Source organism: Gelidibacter pelagius (assembly GCF_017581925.1).
GTDB classification, from domain to species: domain Bacteria; phylum Bacteroidota; class Bacteroidia; order Flavobacteriales; family Flavobacteriaceae; genus Gelidibacter; species Gelidibacter pelagius.
The window spans coordinates 23,813-42,387 of sequence record NZ_JAGEVG010000029.1 but is presented as its reverse complement, the minus strand read 5'-3'; the positions used below and the strand labels follow the sequence as shown (position 1 = coordinate 42,387).

At 38.0% G+C, this 18,575-nt stretch carries 14 protein-coding genes; 8 read left to right on the top strand and 6 right to left on the bottom strand.

From position 1 onward, the window contains the following. Positions 1-671: 671 nt before the first annotated feature. Positions 672-3,950 carry a VCBS repeat-containing protein gene (locus J4051_RS17790; protein ID WP_208235230.1) on the top strand — a complete coding sequence of 1,093 codons (3,279 nt, stop codon included), beginning with the start codon at positions 672-674 and terminating at the stop codon, positions 3,948-3,950. 3 nt (positions 3,951-3,953) lie between these two features. Further along, the gene (locus J4051_RS17785) at positions 3,954-5,291 is read left to right on the top strand and encodes a vanadium-dependent haloperoxidase (protein WP_208235229.1); all 1,338 of its coding nucleotides are present in this window, start codon (positions 3,954-3,956) and stop codon (positions 5,289-5,291) included. A gap of 15 nt (positions 5,292-5,306) precedes the next feature. On the opposite strand, the gene J4051_RS17780 is transcribed toward J4051_RS17785, so the two are convergent. The 4 genes from J4051_RS17780 to J4051_RS17765 form a co-directional block, all read right to left on the bottom strand. After that, positions 5,307-6,974, bottom strand: coding sequence for a SulP family inorganic anion transporter (locus J4051_RS17780; protein WP_236027580.1), 1,668 nt, complete (start codon positions 6,972-6,974; stop codon positions 5,307-5,309). A gap of 221 nt (positions 6,975-7,195) precedes the next feature. Continuing rightward, a complete protein-coding gene (locus J4051_RS17775) occupies positions 7,196-7,744 on the bottom strand; it encodes a DUF4136 domain-containing protein (protein ID WP_208235228.1) in 549 nt (182 codons plus the stop codon). A gap of 17 nt (positions 7,745-7,761) precedes the next feature. Then, positions 7,762-9,756: a urocanate hydratase gene (locus J4051_RS17770; RefSeq protein ID WP_208235233.1), complete on the bottom strand. Its 1,995-nt coding sequence runs from the start codon at positions 9,754-9,756 to the stop codon at positions 7,762-7,764. A 14-nt stretch (positions 9,757-9,770) separates the two neighbouring features. Continuing rightward, complete coding sequence (locus tag J4051_RS17765; RefSeq protein WP_208235227.1) at positions 9,771-9,932, bottom strand: DUF5522 domain-containing protein; 162 nt, start codon at positions 9,930-9,932, stop codon at positions 9,771-9,773. 107 nt (positions 9,933-10,039) lie between these two features. Between J4051_RS17765 and J4051_RS17760 the strand changes: the two genes are divergently transcribed. From J4051_RS17760 to hemL, 4 genes are read left to right on the top strand one after another with little or no spacing between them, the layout of a single operon-like run. After that, complete coding sequence (locus tag J4051_RS17760) at positions 10,040-10,363, top strand: hypothetical protein (RefSeq protein ID WP_208235232.1); 324 nt, start codon at positions 10,040-10,042, stop codon at positions 10,361-10,363. Between the two features lie 4 nt (positions 10,364-10,367). Next, positions 10,368-11,279, top strand: coding sequence for a 1-aminocyclopropane-1-carboxylate deaminase/D-cysteine desulfhydrase (locus J4051_RS17755; RefSeq protein WP_208235226.1), 912 nt, complete (start codon positions 10,368-10,370; stop codon positions 11,277-11,279). Between the two features lie 7 nt (positions 11,280-11,286). Further along, on the top strand, positions 11,287-12,111 hold the full coding sequence (locus J4051_RS17750) for a glucosaminidase domain-containing protein (RefSeq protein WP_208235225.1): 825 nt from the start codon (positions 11,287-11,289) through the stop codon (positions 12,109-12,111). 3 nt (positions 12,112-12,114) lie between these two features. Continuing rightward, positions 12,115-13,401, top strand: a complete 1,287-nt coding sequence (gene hemL, locus J4051_RS17745; RefSeq protein WP_208235224.1) for a glutamate-1-semialdehyde 2,1-aminomutase — start codon at positions 12,115-12,117, stop codon at positions 13,399-13,401. Between the two features lie 83 nt (positions 13,402-13,484). Here hemL and J4051_RS17740 read toward each other — a convergent pair whose 3' ends face one another. Continuing rightward, on the bottom strand, positions 13,485-13,967 hold the full coding sequence (locus J4051_RS17740) for a hypothetical protein (protein WP_208235223.1): 483 nt from the start codon (positions 13,965-13,967) through the stop codon (positions 13,485-13,487). A gap of 244 nt (positions 13,968-14,211) precedes the next feature. Here J4051_RS17740 and J4051_RS17735 point away from each other — a divergent pair, with 244 nt between their 5' ends. Next, positions 14,212-15,078, top strand: coding sequence for an alpha/beta hydrolase (locus J4051_RS17735; RefSeq protein ID WP_208235222.1), 867 nt, complete (start codon positions 14,212-14,214; stop codon positions 15,076-15,078). Continuing rightward, entirely contained in the window at positions 15,050-15,868 is an 819-nt protein-coding gene (locus J4051_RS17730; RefSeq protein ID WP_208235221.1) for an alpha/beta hydrolase, read from the top strand. The genes J4051_RS17735 and J4051_RS17730 overlap by 29 nt, the downstream gene beginning before the upstream one ends. A gap of 54 nt (positions 15,869-15,922) precedes the next feature. Here the strand turns inward: J4051_RS17730 and J4051_RS17725 are convergent, their stop codons facing one another. Continuing rightward, positions 15,923-18,424, bottom strand: coding sequence for a zinc-dependent metalloprotease (locus tag J4051_RS17725; protein WP_208235231.1), 2,502 nt, complete (start codon positions 18,422-18,424; stop codon positions 15,923-15,925). Between the last annotated feature and the right edge of the window lie 151 nt (positions 18,425-18,575).

Below are 18,575 nucleotides of genomic sequence, written 5' to 3'. Positions count from 1 at the left end.
TCGTTTTTTTTTTTGCTTTGATTCGAAACTTCTTATAAAATTCATTAAAATAAACTGGGGAGGGAGCACATAATGACTTCTTGATCACATAATTTCCCTATAGCAATTTATCAAAAGTGGTAAATTAGGCTATGTTTTTATTCATACTTAATATTTAGGTAACTAATCAGTATAATAGAAAAATTAACACATTTCAGGCCTTCTTTACCCCTCCCTAAAGGGTGAAAGGCTTGAAATGTCCTTGACTCCCTTAGATCCTATGTAAAACAAGAGTGTCTCAAGCCATTACTGATTAGTTATATATTTAGTTCTCGTAAGTATTCAGAAATAAAACTGGCGACTAACGCTGTAATTAAATCTTCCATGTCCAATATCTTCAGCCATGTTCATTAAGTAGCTGACAATGGTTTCTATAACCATTCCTTTTTTTGAGAAATATCTTACCTCTTGACCATTGTTGTTTTACACTGAATATTGGTTAATATTCTGTTAAAATGCCTCGTTATTTAATGTAAGGGTTTTTATATCTATTTTCCATTAAAAAGAATGAATTAGTAATTATATGGAGAAAACTCCTACTGAAATCCTTTCTGTATATCTAATTATGTAAATTTTATGCCATTAAAACAGAAATATTGTTAAGTTTACACCCGTTAATTTTATGTTAAATTATGTCAAAACTAACTTTAAAGGCGAATCTTATTCTCGTACTTATTGTCATACTGAGTTGTTTCAGTTGTAAAGAAGAAAGCAAGGAAAAAGAAGAAAATAAGGAAACCAATTTCTTATTCAATAAACTTTCTGTTGAGCGCACCAATATCTCTTTTCAAAATACCATTACCGAAGACGTCAATCATAGTATAATCAACTATATCTACTATTATAATGGAGGTGGTGTTGCTGCTGGAGATATAAATAATGACGGCCTTCCTGATTTATATTTTGTATCCAATATGGGAGAAAACAAATTATATCTCAATAAAGGGAATATGGAATTTGAAGATATAACTGCTACTGCCAATGTTTCCAGCAAATCAAGCTGGAATACAGGAGTCACAATGGTTGATATCAATAATGATGGATTTTTGGACATTTACCTGTGCTCTGTTTCTGGTCTTTTGGATTTTGAAGGACACAATGAACTTTTTATTAACAATGGTGACGGAACTTTTACGGAAATGTCAAAAGAATATGGCTTGGATTTTAAAGGATACTCCACACAAGCTTATTTTTTTGATTATGATAAGGACGGTGATCTTGACGTTTATATAGTTAATCATGCAGTTCATACAACGCTATCCCATGGACCTTCACATGTTAGAAACCAACGTGTCCCACTTGTTGGAGACGTGCTCTTAAACAATGATAACGGAAAATTTGTAGATGTAAGCGCTAAAGCAAATATTTACGGTGGTATCAACGGGTATGGACTTAGTGCAACCATAGCAGATTTCAACAATGACGGTTGGGATGATATTTATGTATGTAACGATTTTCATGAAGATGATTATTACTATATCAATAATCAAGATGGGACGTTCTCAGATCAAATAAAGAATGCGTTCTCAACAATCAGTAGATTTTCAATGGGAAGTGATGCGGCTGATATCAATGGTAATGGTTACCAGGACTTGATTACTTTAGATATGTTGCCAAAAGATGAAAGAATTATAAAAGAGACCGAAGGAGATGACGCTATGTTCAATATGCAGGAGCGTATGAGAGAATTGGGCTATAAGGATCAATATGCCCGAAACATGCTTCAAATCAACAATAATGGCGCCTATTTTACGGAGACTGCCTTATATAATAATATAGCCGATACTGACTGGAGCTGGGGACCGCTCATTGCTGATTTCAATAATGACGGCCATCAGGATCTATTTGTTTCTAATGGTATCTTAAGAAGGCCAAATAGTTTAGATTTTAGAAAATATGTTGCTAATGCCTTTAGGGGTAGAAGTCCTGAGAGTGCTTTAAATTGGCTATATAATTCAATAAATGAAATGCCAAGTGGTAGGGTTACAAATGAAATATTTGAGGGCAATTCCAATAAGTTCGAAAATAGAACAGGTGAGTGGATTGAAAATATGCCCTCTCTCTCCAATGGTGCCATATATATCGATTTGGATAATGATGGCGATTTGGATTTGGTAATAAATAACTTAAATGGTTATGCAAATGTGTATGAAAACACGACCAACAGTGCCAAAAATTATTTGTCGGTACAATTAGATTACAAAGATCAAAACAAGGAGGGTATTGGCGCAAAAGTGATTGTATTTAGCGGTGGCAAATCCCAATTAAAACAACTTTTCAAATCGAGAGGGTTTCTGTCCGCGACAGATAGCACCTTACATTTTGGATTGGGTGATGATAATAAGATCGATTCACTACAGGTGATATGGCCAAATCAAAAATTTCAGATACTAAAGGATCCTAAAATCAATCAAAGGATAATAGTTTCCTATGCTGAAGACTCAATTGAAGATTACAAGTATCAAAACAAACTGATTAACGAGGATTATTTTAAGGAAAGCAAATTGATCAGTTTCGAGCATATTGAGGATGATTATAACGATTTTGTCCAAGAAAAATTAATTCCATATAAGGTTTCAACTTTAGGCCCGGCGATAGATATTGCTGACATAGATAATAATGGGTTTGACGATATTTTTATTGGAAACTCATCTGGAAAACCTGCTAAACTATATTTGAACAATGGCATCAGTTTTAGAGAAATGAATATTGAGGCCATTGAAAATGATAGTTTATATGAGGATAATGATGCCGTATTTTTTGATGCTAATAATAACAATAGTTTGGACCTATATGTAGCTTCAGGAATCAACAGGACAAGGGATAGAGCCTATGAAGCTGACCGATTATATCTTAACATCAACGGATCGTTTGTTAAATCAGAAGGCAAAATACCTATAAATTCTTTAGTGACGTCATGTGTTGCTGCTTATGATTTTGATAATGATGGTGATATGGACTTGTTTGTTGGTAATTTGTCAGATCCAGATGATTTTGGCCTTCCAGTATCGTCCTATATTTTGGTGAATGATGGCCAGGGCACATTCCATAAACACAAGGGTTTTTCGTTGACTTCAAAAGTCACCTCGGCTGTATGGGCAGATATTGACAATGATGGTGTAAAGGATTTATTGGTTTCTACAGAATGGGATGGACCAAAAATTTACCTAAATAAAAACGGAAAACTAACTTTGGTTGAGCTCCCTGAAGGAATGAATGGACTATGGCAGTCAATCGCAAGTTATGATATTGACGGCGATGGCGATCAGGACATTCTCCTCGGGAATTGGGGGCTAAATACTAGATTCAATCCAACGGCAGAGACCCCACTTCTAATGTATTATTCTGATTTCGATCAAAATGGAAAGAACGAAACAGTCTTAGCCTATGGAAAAAACGGCAACTATTATCCAGTCAATTCTAAAGATGAACTTGCAAGTCAAATGAATGTCATTAGTAAGAGGTTTGTAACTTACAAGGATTTCGCTCTAAAAACGATAGAGGAGGTATTGACCACTGAAGCGGTAAATAAAGCAGTTAAGTATGAAGTCCATACATTCGCATCGGGATATTTAAGGAATGATAATGGTTCTTTTCATGAGTTTGTAGAGTTTCCAAAAGAGCTTCAATTAGGACCCATCAATTCGTTCAAAAATATCACGATAGATGATGCAGAGCAATTATTAGTTAGTGGAAACACGCTCAAGGTAAACACCTATCATAGTACTTATACCTCATTAAAAGGGCTGTTTCTAAAGGATTTATCTGATATGAACGCTGTGTCTGAATTTGGTATTCAGCCCTTTCATGGACAAGTCAAAGAAACGGTGACCTTAAAGATGAAAGATAAAAACCTACTCATCATCATTACAAACAATGAAGGCTTAAAAGCCTATACCTACAAAAAATAAACCATGTATTTAACGAAACAGCTAGTCATATTATGTCTTGTAATATTCTGTCTGGGATGCACTTCAGAGAAGAAAAGAATTGGAATACATCCTGATGATTATCACAGTTTAGTGGACATGGTAACGGAAATTATGGTCCATGACGTGTATTCACCACCTGTAGCGAGTAGAATTTATACCTATCCAAACATAGCATCTTATGAAGTTTTAAACCAAAATAGTAAAACTTATAAATCATTGGTTGGTCAAGTCAACGGTTTGGCCACTTTGGATGTTCCAGCAATTGATGATCATCTAAATTTAAAATTGGCAGCAATTATAGCTTATATAGATGTCGCCAAAGAACTGGTCTTCTCAAAGGACATACTTGTTTCTTACAGGGATAGTTTATATGCTAATTGGAACACTCATAATTCAAAAGATTTTTCAGCTGCAAAAGATTATGGATTGAATATATCAAAACAGATACTACAATGGATGGATCAGGATAAGTACAAGGAAACACGTTCGATGCCTAATTTTAATGTTTACGAAAAAGATCCTTCACGCTGGAAGCCAACACCTCCGGCTTATATGAATGGGATTGAACCGCATTGGGACAAAATCAGAACCTTTGTGCTAGATTCTGCATCACAGTTTAAACCATTGCCACCTCCTGAGTTTTCAATGAAACCCAAAACGGACTTTCATATTGAAGTGATGGCTGTATATAATGTGGTTAATGAGATCAGGGCATTGGGAAATACTTCTGAAGAGATCGAAATTGCACGATTTTGGGATTGTAATCCGTTTGTAACAGTCAATAAAGGACATTTTATGTTTGCGGAAAAGAAAATAACTCCTGGTGCACATTGGATGGGGATCTGTCAAATTGTAAGTAAAGATGTAAATTCTGATTTCGAAAAAACGGTATTTGCCTACACAAAGACTTCGATGGGCATAGCTGATGCATTTATAAGCTGTTGGGATGAAAAATATAGAAGTAATTTGATCAGGCCTGAAACTCTGATTAATGAATATATTGACGATAGTTGGTTCCCTTTATTGCAAACCCCACCATTTCCAGAATATTCAAGTGGTCATTCTGTAGTTTCAGGATCAGCGGCCGAAGTTTTGACCGCTATTTTCGGTGATAATGTTAGCTTTGATGACACCACTGAAGTCCCTTATGGATTACCAGTAAGGACTTTTAGCTCGTTTCGAGCTGCCGCAAAAGAAGCAGCAATAAGCAGACTCTATGGCGGCATACACTATCCTTCAGCAATTAACGAAGGCTTGTCTCAAGGCGTGCGGGTTGGCGCACTGGTGAATTCAGAAATTAAATTCTTGAAAAATCAGTAAGAAATAGGAGATGAACTACAAATTATAATCAGAAAGCGGTTTTGTAAACTTTTCCGGATCTGCCGCCAAATGATAACGAGGGTCGTCAATGGCATCAATAATGACTTCCTTAAATTTAGGACTCGCTTTATACATCAAGGTCTTACAATCTTCGCTTAAATGTTTGAGTTTAATTGTTTTGCCTTCCGCTTCGTATTTGTTCACCAAATTAAATATGGCTTCCATTGCCGAATGATCACTCACACGTGATTCTACAAAATCAATTTCCACATTTTGAGGATCGTTTTTAATATCAAACTTATTGTTGAAATTTTGAACAGAACCGAAAAATAAAGGACCCCATATCTCATATATTTTTGTACCGTCTTCTTTTATACGTTTACGAGCTCTAATCATGGTTGCGTTTTTCCATGCAAATACCAGGGCTGATAAAATAACACCGATAAACACCGCAATTGCAAGATCATAAATGACCGTTACTGCAGATACAGTGACAAGTACAAATGCATCTGCAACAGGAATTTTTCTAATAATCCTGAAACTGGACCAGGCAAATGTTTCAATGACCATCATAAACATGACGCCTACTAAAGCGGCAATTGGCACTTGTTCAATATATTGCGCTGTAAATAAAATAAAGGTCAATAGCGTTAATGCCATGGCAATTCCGGATAAACGTCCTCTACCGCCCGCATTAATATTAATAACGGTTTGACCAATCATACCACAGCCTCCAGTACCTCCAAATAAACCACTGACCATATTTCCAGCCCCTTGTGCCACACACTCTCTGTTTCCATTACCACGAGTATCCGTTAACTCATCCACCAAGTTCATGGTCATTAAAGATTCGATCAGACCTACAGAAGCAGCTAAAAATGCATAAGGTAGAATGAACTTAAGCGTTTCTAAATTAATAGGTAGATTTTGCCAAAGCTCCGTATTGGGAGTTGGGAATTCGCCTTTTAGACCATCTCCACCACCTTCTATGATATACGAGCCAACGGTGCTCACATCAAGTCCTCCAAAAATGACAACGCCACTTGTAACAATAATTGCAATTAAGGCTGATGGAATCTTAGTGGTTAATTTAGGAAGTAACCAAATGATGGCCATGGTAAGTCCGACGAGTCCAAGCATGGTATATAGCTCAGAACCTTCCATCGGAATGTTTATATATTTCTTTAATCCGTCCGCTCCTATTTCTAATTCTTTGTGAGAGAACATACGCACTTGCGCCAGGAAAATTACAATGGCCAATCCGTTGACGAATCCCATCATCACTGAATGCGGGATCAATCGCACAAATCGCCCTAATTTTAAAACGCCAGCGCCAATTTGGATGAGTCCCATCAATATGACTGCTGCCAACAAATAAAAGTAGCCCATATTTTCAACAGGGGTGTCAAATAACATCCCTCGTTCATGGCCTTCAGAAATTAGATTTACAAAAATAACGGCTACAGCACCGGCAGCACCAGAGATTAGTCCAGGTCGACCTCCAAAAACTGCGGCAATTAATCCAACTATAAATGCACCTGATAATGCTACCAAAGGATCTATTTGTGCCACAAACGCAAAAGCGACAACCTCGGGAATCATGGCTAATGACACGGTAATACCGGCAAGGATATCATTCTTAGGGTTTTGGGTGAAGTTTTTTCTTGTTTGGCTGAACATCATAATTTTTGCACTTAAAAGGGGGCAAATATAGGGTTTTAGAATGGAAGGCTAGTTTTGCTCGATATTTTTATGCATAAAAAAAGCATCAATAATTAAAATTGATGCTTATGAAATTCATTCCCAGCAGTGGGTTTTGATATCACGAGGCTTGCCTCGATCGAAAAAATAATTCCTTGTTCATGCCTCGTGGGCTCGCCAGAGGGTATTGATTTGAGCTTAGATTATTTTTGCACCCCCGGAGGATATTTCTCCATAATATTGGCTACAAATTCCTTGATGCGTTCTTCTTTTTTATCCATGCGTTGTGATATATAGCCAACGCCCATGCCTTGCCATACTAATTCTTTTTTATTGGCGTCAATCAGATCGACATAAAGTGTGCCTTCGGTAGAGGTAGATACAGAGTTATATCCTGAGTTCCAATAATACGGACTCCATCCCCAGCCATAACCGTAAGGTCCGTAGCCGTAAGCGTTGTTGTAGACATTGACTTTGTCTCGTGATTTGGTAAAAATACTGACCAGCAAATCTGGATTTTCAGATTTTGTAAAGCCTTTGGCCATTAATTCACTTTCAATCGCTCTTAAAATACGACGTTTGTCAAGATCACTTATTTCTGCCTTATCAATACCTGTTTTAAAAAAAGCAAAGGTTTTGTACTCGTTAAAATTTGCATTCTTATCATAGTCTGCTGCAACTTTTACAGAGCTACAGGAGCTTGCTACCACTAAGAGCAGAGCCATTGTTACTGTTGTTAATATTTTGTTCATAGCATTTTTATTTAAGGTTATAAAGAATTTAATAAATCAGTGTCCACTATATTTGGCAGCGTTACTTTTAAATTAGGTTCAGCTTCCATGGCACGTTTTATGGCGAAAATAGCCTCATCATTTCTTGCCCAACTGCGTCTTGAAATACCATTGTTGACATCCCAGAAAAGCATTGACTTTAGCCGTCTTTCGGCATCTTTACTACCATCAAGAACCATACCAAATCCACCGTTGATAACTTCGCCCCAACCAACACCACCACCGTTATGTATACTCACCCAGGTGGCTCCTCTAAAGCTATCACCGATCACATTTTGGATGGCCATGTCTGCGGTAAAGCGAGAGCCATCATAAATATTTGAGGTTTCCCGATATGGCGAATCTGTGCCTGAAACATCATGATGATCGCGTCCTAAGACCACATAGCCAATTTCACCTTGTGCAATGGCATCATTAAAGGCTTTGGCTATTTTTGTGCGGCCTTCAGCATCGGCGTATAAAATTCTGGCTTGAGAACCAACCACCAATTTGTTTGCTTGTGCGCCTTTTATCCATTGGATATTGTCAGCCATTTGCTGCTGAATTTCTTCAGGAGAATTGGTCTTTAATTCCTCTAAAACCTTACAGGCAATTTGATCTGTTTTTGCTAAATCTTCTGGTTTTCCTGAGGTGCAAACCCAGCGGAATGGCCCAAAGCCGTAATCAAAACACATGGGTCCCATAATATCTTGTACATAACTTGGGAATTTGAATTCGCGTCCTAAAGTCGGATTGTCGGCCATCACATCTGCACCTGCACGTGAAGCTTCCAATAGAAAGGCATTGCCATAATCGAAGAAATAAGTGCCTTTCTCAGTATGTTTATTAATTGCTTTAGCATGACGACGTAAGGTCTCCTGCACTTTTTCCTTGAAGAGCTCTGGGTTATTCGCCATCATATCATTGGCATCTTCAAAAGAAATATCAACAGGATAATAGCCTCCCGCCCAAGGGTTATGGAGTGAGGTTTGGTCACTTCCCAAATCGATATGAATGTTCTCTTGATCAAATTTTTCCCAAACATCTACTATGTTTCCTAAGTAGGCAATAGAAACTGTTTCCTGATCGGCTTTGGCTTTTTTTACTCTATTCACCAATTCATCCAAATCTGAAATCTTTTCATCAATCCAACCTTGATCCAAGCGCACTTGTGTGATTTTTGGGTTGACTTCAGCACAAACGGTAATACAACCCGCAATAGTTCCCGCTTTTGGTTGTGCTCCCGACATACCTCCTAATCCTGAAGTGACAAATAAGTTTCCTTTAGGCGATTTATTTATTTTCCGAAATCCGTTGAGAACCGTAATGGTGGTGCCGTGAACAATGCCCTGAGGTCCGATATACATATAGCTTCCCGCGGTCATTTGTCCGTATTGTGTAACGCCCAAAGCGTTGAATTTCTCCCAATCGTCAGGTTTCGAATAATTAGGGATCATCATGCCATTGGTTACGACAACTCTCGGCGCTTCTTTATGGCTTGGAAACAAACCCATAGGATGTCCGGAGTACATGGTCAGGGTTTGTTCGTCATTCATTTCGGCCAAATACTTCATGGTCAGTCGGTATTGCGCCCAATTGGAGAATACAGCCCCATTACCGCCATAAGTAATCAGCTCATGGGGATGTTGCGCCACGGCATAGTCGAGGTTATTTTGAATCATCAACATGATGGCCGCTGCTTGTTTTGATTTTGCAGGATATTCATCCAAAGGTCTAGCGTACATCTTATAATCTGGACGCAAACGGTACATATAAATTCTACCGTAGGTTTTTAATTCATTTTTAAACTCTGGAAGTAATTCCGCATGCTGGCTTGGATCAAAATACCGGAGCGCATTTTGTAAAGCCAACTTTTTTTCTTCATCAGATAGAATGTCTTTGCGTTTTGGTGCATGATTGATCGCGTCATCATAAGGTTTTGCTGGTGGTAAAACACTTGGGATGCCTTCTAATATCTGATCTTTAAAAGAAATGGAAGTACTTTGCATTAGTTTGTATTTAATTTTTTCTTGTCAAAACCATAAGGACAATGTCTGCAGCCACTTTCGCAACAATAGCCACGCTTGAGTAGATATTGAGCAGTAAAGCAGCGGTAACCTTCTGGTGTTAAATAATAATCGCCTTCTTCAAGAGGCACAATTTTTTTCATAGTATTACAAAGATAGTGTAAATTCGAGAAAATATTCATCGACCTCAGTCCAAGGTTTTTAGGCTTGAGCATATCGGGAATCTAAAGTTTTTTTAAGTGTGCAACATATAATATTAGTCTCAAAATATATCGTTCCAAAAGGTTATACAGGTATTGCCCTGTTTCCTTTTGTATTTGTAAAGCACGCCTACCTCAAACTTAATAAAGTTTTTGTCAATCATGAACGTATTCACTTAAGACAGCAAATGGAGCTGTTGATCCTTCCTTTTTTCATTTGGTACGGATTGGAGTTTTTAGTGCGCTATGTTCGCTATAAGAATTGGCATCAGGCCTATCGGAATATCTCATTTGAGCGCGAAGCCTATCAGAATGAACATCACTTAGAATATCTTAAAAAACGTTCATTTTGGAACTTTTTGAAATATCTTTGAGACCATGAATTTTAAAGTACATCTTTCAGAAAACCAAAGCTTAAACTTAGGCCCTAATTCCAAGTGTTTTGTTAGTGTCAAAAGGGAAGATCTCATCCATCCCTATATTTCTGGAAATAAATACCGGAAATTAAAATACAATTTGGCGCATGCAAATGTGGAAGCAAAAGACACCTTGTTGACTTTTGGAGGTGCATTTTCCAATCATATTGCTGCTGTTGCTGCCGTGGGAAACGAGTTCGGTTTTAAAACGATTGGCGTAATAAGAGGTGAGGAGTTGGTGGATAAAATAGATGGTAATCCCACGTTGAAATTTGCGAAAAGTTGTGGCATGCAGTTCAAATTTGTGACCCGAGAGGAATTTAGAAATAAAATTTCTGAAGAATATATTCATAACTTAAAAAGTGAATTTGGCGACTTCTATTTAATTCCAGAAGGAGGAACCAATGATTTGGCCGTTAAAGGTTGTGAAGAAATTTTGTTAGAAGAGGATTCCAAATTTGATTATATCTGTTGTTCTGTGGGCACGGGTGGAACAATTTCTGGGATCATCAATGCCTCCAAACCAAATCAGCAGATCTTAGGGTTTCCTGCCTTAAAAGGTGACTTTTTGCGAGAAGAAATTAGTAAGTTTGCCAAAAATCCAAACTGGCAACTCATCACTGATTATCATTTTGGCGGCTATGCTAAAATAAATCCTGAATTAATCGGTTTTATGAATCAGTTCAAAAGAGATTATAACATTCCGCTAGATCCTGTCTATACTGGGAAGTTGATGTTTGGCGTTATGGATTTAATGAGGAAAGGGTATTTTCCTGAGACTTCAAAAATATTGGTCATTCATACCGGTGGTTTACAGGGAGTTTCTGGAATGAATGAATTATTGAAAAAAAAGCAATGGCCTTTAATAAGTTAAGTTATCTATGAAATTTAGTCTGAGATTATTAATGATTTTGATTGTGGCGTTGACGCTTGCAAGTTGTGGAGGGAAGAAGCGCATTGTCACTAAAAAGAAAAATGCTAAAACAAAAACCGAACGTGTTGTAAGAGATCATCGTACTTCCATTCCTACGGATGATGGTGCTCCTGCCGTTACTACTCCGAAGCCGTCAGGAAATTTAAGTGTCAACGAAATTTATATTGCGACATACGGGGAGATAGCTAAAAATAACATGCGTACCCATAAAATTCCAGCGAGCATCACTTTAGCACAAGGCATTTTAGAATCAGGCTCTGGAAGAGGAAGATTGGCTGTGGAAGGCAATAATCATTTTGGAATTAAATGTCATGGGTGGACAGGAGATAAAATCCACCACGACGATGATGCTTCTCAAGAATGCTTTAGAAAATACAAACATGCCGACCAATCTTTTGAAGATCACTCTCAGTTCTTGACCTCACGCGGACGTTATTCGAAATTGTTTCAATTGGATATAGATGATTATAAGGGTTGGGCAAAAGGCTTAAGAGCGGCTGGTTATGCCACAGATAGAAAATATCCCGAGAAACTGATCGGTCTAATTGAGCGTTTTCACCTCTATCAATTTGACCAGGAAGTTTTAGGGACACAGTTAAGACCGAGAAGAACGGAAGTTGCTTCTCAAATTACCCATAAAGTTGTTAAAGGAGACACAATGTATTCCATTTCAAAACGCTATAATCTTTCCGTTAACGAATTACAAAAGCTGAACGGAATGAACAACAACAATTTACAAATAGGTCAAATTCTCATTATAAAAGATAATTAGTTCATGTTATATCAACGCAGTAGTAGTTTATTTAAAGAAGCAGAAAAAGTGATTCCGGGTGGCGTCAATTCGCCAGTAAGAGCATTCGGTGCTGTTGGTGGCACACCTATTTTCGCTAAATCAGCTAAAGGGGCCTATGTTCATGATGAAGATGGAAATAGGTATATTGATTATATCAACTCATGGGGGCCGATGATTCTTGGCCATGCATTTGACCCCGTAGTGGATGCCGTTATTGAAAAGGCGAAACAAGGTACTTCGTTTGGAATGCCAACAGCTATTGAAACAGAGATTGCGGAATTGGCGATTTCTATGGTGCCCAACATCGATAAAATAAGGTTTGTCAATTCTGGAACCGAAGCGTGTATGAGTGCGGTACGATTGGCACGTGGGTTTACGAAAAAGGATAAAATTATTAAATTCGCAGGATGCTATCATGGGCATAGTGATGCGTTTTTGATCGCCGCAGGTTCTGGCGCAATAACGTTTGGAACGCCTAATAGTCCAGGTGTGACCCAAGGTACGGCGAAAGATACGCTTTTAGCGAAGTTCAATGATATTGCGAATGTCACACAATTAGTGGAAGCGAATAAGGGTGAGATTGCCTGTATCATCATTGAACCCGTTGCAGGAAATATGGGTTGTATTCCTCCAAAGGATAATTTTTTGCAAAAGTTAAGAGCTTTATGTGATCAACATGATATCCTATTGATTTTTGATGAGGTCATGACTGGATTTAGATTGGCTGCAGGCGGGGCTCAAGAATTATATAATGTCAATGCCGATATTGTTTGCTTTGGAAAAGTAATCGGCGGTGGCTTACCTGTTGGAGCCTTTGCTGCAAGAAATGAAATCATGAATTATCTGGCACCACTTGGTCCTGTTTATCAGGCAGGGACTTTAAGTGGAAATCCATTGGCCATGGCGGCAGGGTTGGCCATGTTGCAACATTTGAATAATGATAGAACGGTTTTTAGCCGATTAGCAGAAAAAACAGAATATTTGCATCATGGAATTGCGAAAGCACTTCAAGACCATAAGGTGAAACATACTATCAATAGAATGGGGTCAATGATTTCCATCCATTTTGAGGGTCACGAGGTGCATGATTTTGAAACTGCAGCAAAAGCTAATAACGAGACCTTTAAAAAGTTCTTTCACGGCATGCTTAAAGAAGGAGTTTATATTGCGCCGAGCGCTTTTGAAACTTGGTTTTTATGTGATGCCTTGAGTTATGATGATCTGGATGCAACTATAAAAGCAGTAGAAATTGTCAGCAAGGATCTTTAAGCCTTATTAGATCAGAGTATTAAAAAAGGGAATTTCTAATTAGAAATTCCCTTTTCACTTTGTTTAATTTTAATATTAAATACTTACTGTTTTGCTTTTTGCTGAGGCATCCCCTCTTTTCTGTTTTTGGAACGCATGCCGTGTCTTTTGCCTTTATGGCTGCGTCTTTCACTCATTTTGTCCCATTTTTCATATTGCTCTGTAGATAAAATGCCTTTCATTTTTTTCTTCATTTCAATTTGCTGGTCCAATCTGGCATTTGCCATTTTGAAGCGCTCCTCTTTGGAAACAGTCTTATTTTCTTCTTTCGCTTTAGATTGTAAATACGCTTCTTTTTTGCTTTGTCTCAATTTAGCTTGTTCCAAATATAAAGCAGATACTTCTTTTTGTTGTTTGGTATCTAAATCGAGTTTTAAAGTCAATTTCTTAGACTTTAGTTGCGCTGTTTCTTCAGGGGAATAATCCATTTTGGAGGTCATGCGCTGTTTTTTCATGTCTCTTTTTTGGTCCTGTGCTGAAACTTGTAGTGTAGCAACTGCAATCAAAATCATTATTAGTTTTTTCATGTCTCTATTTTTTAAAGGTTTGTAGTGTTATGACTGACAATGAGATGAAAGGTTTAAAGTATAGAAAATCTAAAGTAGGTTTATGTAGGAGTTTAACACGTTTTTAATATTTTGATAGGTTCAAAGCCTTCGTGAACTATTATTTCTAATAAATATAAAACGTTGAACTCGAAACTTGGAACTTGGAGAAAACGGAAGAAACCTAAAGTCTTTTTTATATCTTGTATCTCAAATATCGTTTCACATGGCCTATTGGTTATCAGCCTTAGTTTTTGTAGTCATCGTTTATATTATCGTAAGCGTTGCATTATATTATCTACAAGACTATATGTTGTTCAAACCAGAAAAACTCCCCAAAGGCTTTCAATTCAATTATGATAATCAAATATTTGAAGAACACAATCTTGAAACACGGGATGGTGCTATTATCAATGCCATCCGATTTTTTCCAGAAGGCCAAAGTAAAGGCATTGTGTTGTACCTTAAAGGAAATTCCAAAAGTATAAAGGGCTGGGGCAAGTTTGCCGTCGATTTCACCCGTCTTGGATACAATGTGCTGATGGTTGACTACAGAGGCTTTGGGAAAAGCACGGGAAGACGTTCTCAGAAAGCCATTAAACGCGATTTGCAGGAGGTTTACAATAAGATTAAGGAATTGACTCCTGAAGATCGCATCATTCTTTACGGGCGCTCATTGGGGTCTGGTTTTGCTGCGAAGTTGGCCTCAATGAATCATCCTAAGATGCTAATTTTGGAATCGCCTTATTACAGTTTAACCAAAGTTACCAAGCGTTATTTGCCGTTCATGCCATTATCCTTGTTGATAAAATACCCGCTGCCAACGTACAAGTGGTTAAAATATGTACAATGCCCAATTCATATCATTCATGGTACTGATGATAAATTAATTCCTTATAAAACGGGCGTTAAGCTCTCGCATATCAATCCGAAGTTGACCCGTTTGCATACGGTAATTGGTGGAGGGCATAAAAACTTGAACAACTTTGAATCCTATCATGGCATGCTTGAGGATATTATCAACACATCGCCAAAAACCATTGATCTCAACACCACAAGCATCCATGTCAAACATTCCAAGAACAAAAAATAAACTTAAAAAAGTGCTGCTATTTTTAGTGGCTTTATATCTTATGATCGGAGCATCCTTATATTTATTGCAAGAGAAAATTCTTTTTTTGCCAACGGTTTTACCACAGGATTATCAATATGAATTTAATCATCCATTCGAGGAAGTGTTTTTAAAAACAGAGGCTGATGCAGTAATTAATGCCATTCATTTTAAAATAGAGAATCCCAAAGGGGTCATTCTATATTTTCATGGGAATGCGGGTGATTTATCCCGATGGGGGACCATTGCTGAGGTCTTTGTCAATATGGACTACGATGTATTGATTATGGATTACCGAACCTATGGGAAAAGCACGGGCAAGTTAAGTGAGGCCGCTTTTTACAAAGACGCGCAACATTGCTACGATTACTTAAAAGCAAGCTATTCTGATTCGAAAATCACGCTATACGGACGATCCTTGGGAACAGGAATTGCAACCTATCTCGCCTCTAAAAATAAAGCCAAACAATTGATTTTGGAAACGCCTTACTATAGTATGGTTGACGTGGCTAAGTCCCGTTTTCCCTTTCTTCCGGTTGAAAAGTTACTGCAATATAAATTCCCTACCAATGAATTTATTACTTCCGTCGAGTGTCCCATAGTTGTTTTTCATGGTACTGACGATGGAGTTGTGCCTTTTGAATCGGGTAAAAAACTTTTTGATATAGCACCGAAATTGCAAGCAACATTTGTAGAGATTGAAGGGGGAGGCCATAATGACCTTATTAATTTTAAAGTCTACAGAAACGGTATTGAAGAGGCTTTAAAATAAAAAATGCTTCAAGAATTTCCTGAAGCACTTTCTTATAAATTACTAATAAAGTGTTTAACTTTTAGGATTCAATATTGCATCAATCCGTTGTAGAGCGTCCGTTAAATGGATTCTGCTCATGGTGTCATTAGTTCTTGACAACCCAGATCTGATGGTGCCTTCTAAAGTTTTCAATTCGGCTCTTGCGATGGCCCTGATGTCTGATTGACTCACATCGACATTTGTTCTTGAGACAAAGCGTCTGAACTGTGCTGGAACAGGGGTCTGATCTTTAGTCATTAAGTAGTTCATACGATCAATATAGGCACGTTGAAGATTTCTTCTGTAAGCATCTATCGTTCTTCCTCTACTCAGCTCACTGAAAATACCTTTGCGTAAATCTTGCATCATGGCCAATAAGCCATAAGCATCATTTCCGTTGATGGTTTCATTCTCACTCATACGCTGCATTCTACCGAAATCGAGAATATTATCCAGTGTTCGAGTCTGAGTGGTGCGGATGCGCTCTAAGCTGCCATCAAACTCAATTCTATTGAAAATATCATTTTCCAAAAGCCATTCTGGAGTGGCGAACAATTCCTTTTGTAGAAACTGTAGGGCTTCTTTTTGTTTGGCTTTACCAACGGGCGTATAGACGGCACCTTCTTGGTCATAAGTTTTGTATATCTCATAAACTCCACCAATGTTCGCAGTAACGTGGCCCATATAACGGTTGTATTGGCCTAATACTTCGCCATACATGGTTCCTAAGTCGCTATAATCCTTTCCATCTTCGGCAGTCCATTTGATAAGGTTTGGAACGATGCGTTTTAAGTTGGCAATTCCATAAGCACTTGCTTTCATGGCATCATCCCCTAAATCTTCTGTTTGAGAACTTGGGTCAATGACTCCACCACTTTGCTGTTTTCCGAAGCGATACATTGGGTCTCCGGCATGCTTTAAAATCCAGCTATCCAAAGTTTTCTTCTCGTCTTCTGGTGTTTCTGCATCTAAAATTGGACGGTAACCCCATTCGATAGCGTATTTATCATAAATACCAATGTTTGGCATTAATGCAACACCTTCATCACCTGGTTGTGCTATATAGTTAAAACGTGCATAATCCATGATGGATGGTGCAGTTCCATATTTTTTAGTGAATTCTGGGTCGCGTAAGTCGTCAACTTTGTAAGCTGAACTACTTCCCATATTATGAGGCAAGCCTATGGTATGTCCAACTTCGTGTGAGGACACAAAACGAATCAGTCTTCCCATAATTTCATCTTTAAATCTCACGCTCTGTGCTTCAGGATTGATGGCTGCTGTCTGTACAAAGAACCAGTTGCGCAATAAGGTCATCACGTTATGATACCAGTTGATATCGCTTTCTAAAATCTCACCACTTCTTGGATCACTTACGTGAGGGCCATTGGCGTTTGGGATAGGTGATGCCAAGTAGCGCACTACAGAATAGCGAATATCCTCAGGACTCCAGTCTGGATCCTCTTCAACTGTTGGTGGATCCTTTGCGATAATTGCATTTTTAAATCCTGCGGCTTCAAAAGCTACTTGCCAATCTTCAATACCTTGTTTGATGTATTCGCGCCATTGTTCAGGAGTCGCTCTGTCTATATAGTAGACAATTTGTTTTTTAGGCTCAACCAATTCGCCACGTTTGAACTTCTCAATGTCTTCATCCTTGACCTCAAGACGCCATCTGTCTAAATAGGTGACTCTTTTGCTTTCGTGGGCATCCAAACCATAATCTATTTGCCCGCTTGTAAACCAGCCGACGCGTTGATCAAATATTCTGCGTTTCATTGGTTCTTTTGGTAAGAGCACCATAGAGTTGCTCATTTCTATTGAAATAGCACCACTGGTTGCATTGGAAGGGGGTTCACCTGCATTGTAAGTTTTTACATGCCGTGTTTCAATATTCAATGGGTAACTTTTTATACTTTCAATATAAGAGAGGTCCGAATCTAAACGTGTTACCTTATATTGCTTTCTGCTTCTGTCAGGTAAACCTAAAGGTTTTACATCTTTATTATACAAGTCAGTGACATCAATTACAGTAGTCAACGAATCTTTGCCGAAAGCTTTTATAGGAAAGCTGAATAAAACAGGTTCGAAATTTGAATTCACAACCGCTTCGTGCACAGGGAGGGTGTCATTGGCAACTACGCTGTGCGAAACCATTCGAAGTAATACTCTTTTATCCTTTTTCTGCCAACGCAATACTTGCTCACCTTGCTTGCCACCACCAAAACCTAGGCCACTGGCTGTTTTTGCAATACGGGTAACCATGAGCATTTCACGTTCAAATAAAGAATCGGGAATTTCATATAGGTATGCCTCGTCTATTTTGTGTACGGTAAACAATCCTGGATCACTTACAGCGTCTTTGGTAATGACTTTGTTATAAGGCTGGATGTCATTTTTTCCAGGTTTTTTAGCTGCATCAGAAGAGGCGCTAGCGGGAGATGGTGATTTGGATGCTTTTTTGGTAGTTGAACAAGAAACAACTAAAAAAAGGGACGCCAAAAATAGCACACTTAAGGAGATTTTTTTCAAAATGTTAGGAGTTTAGAAATTTAAAAAAGTGAAAATACGGAATACCTAACATTCATAGGGTGTTGCAAAATATTTTAATATTTATTTAACTATTGATCGTATGGTTTTTTGTAGTCAAAAAAAAGATATATAATATAGCGCCCATAAGCTATTG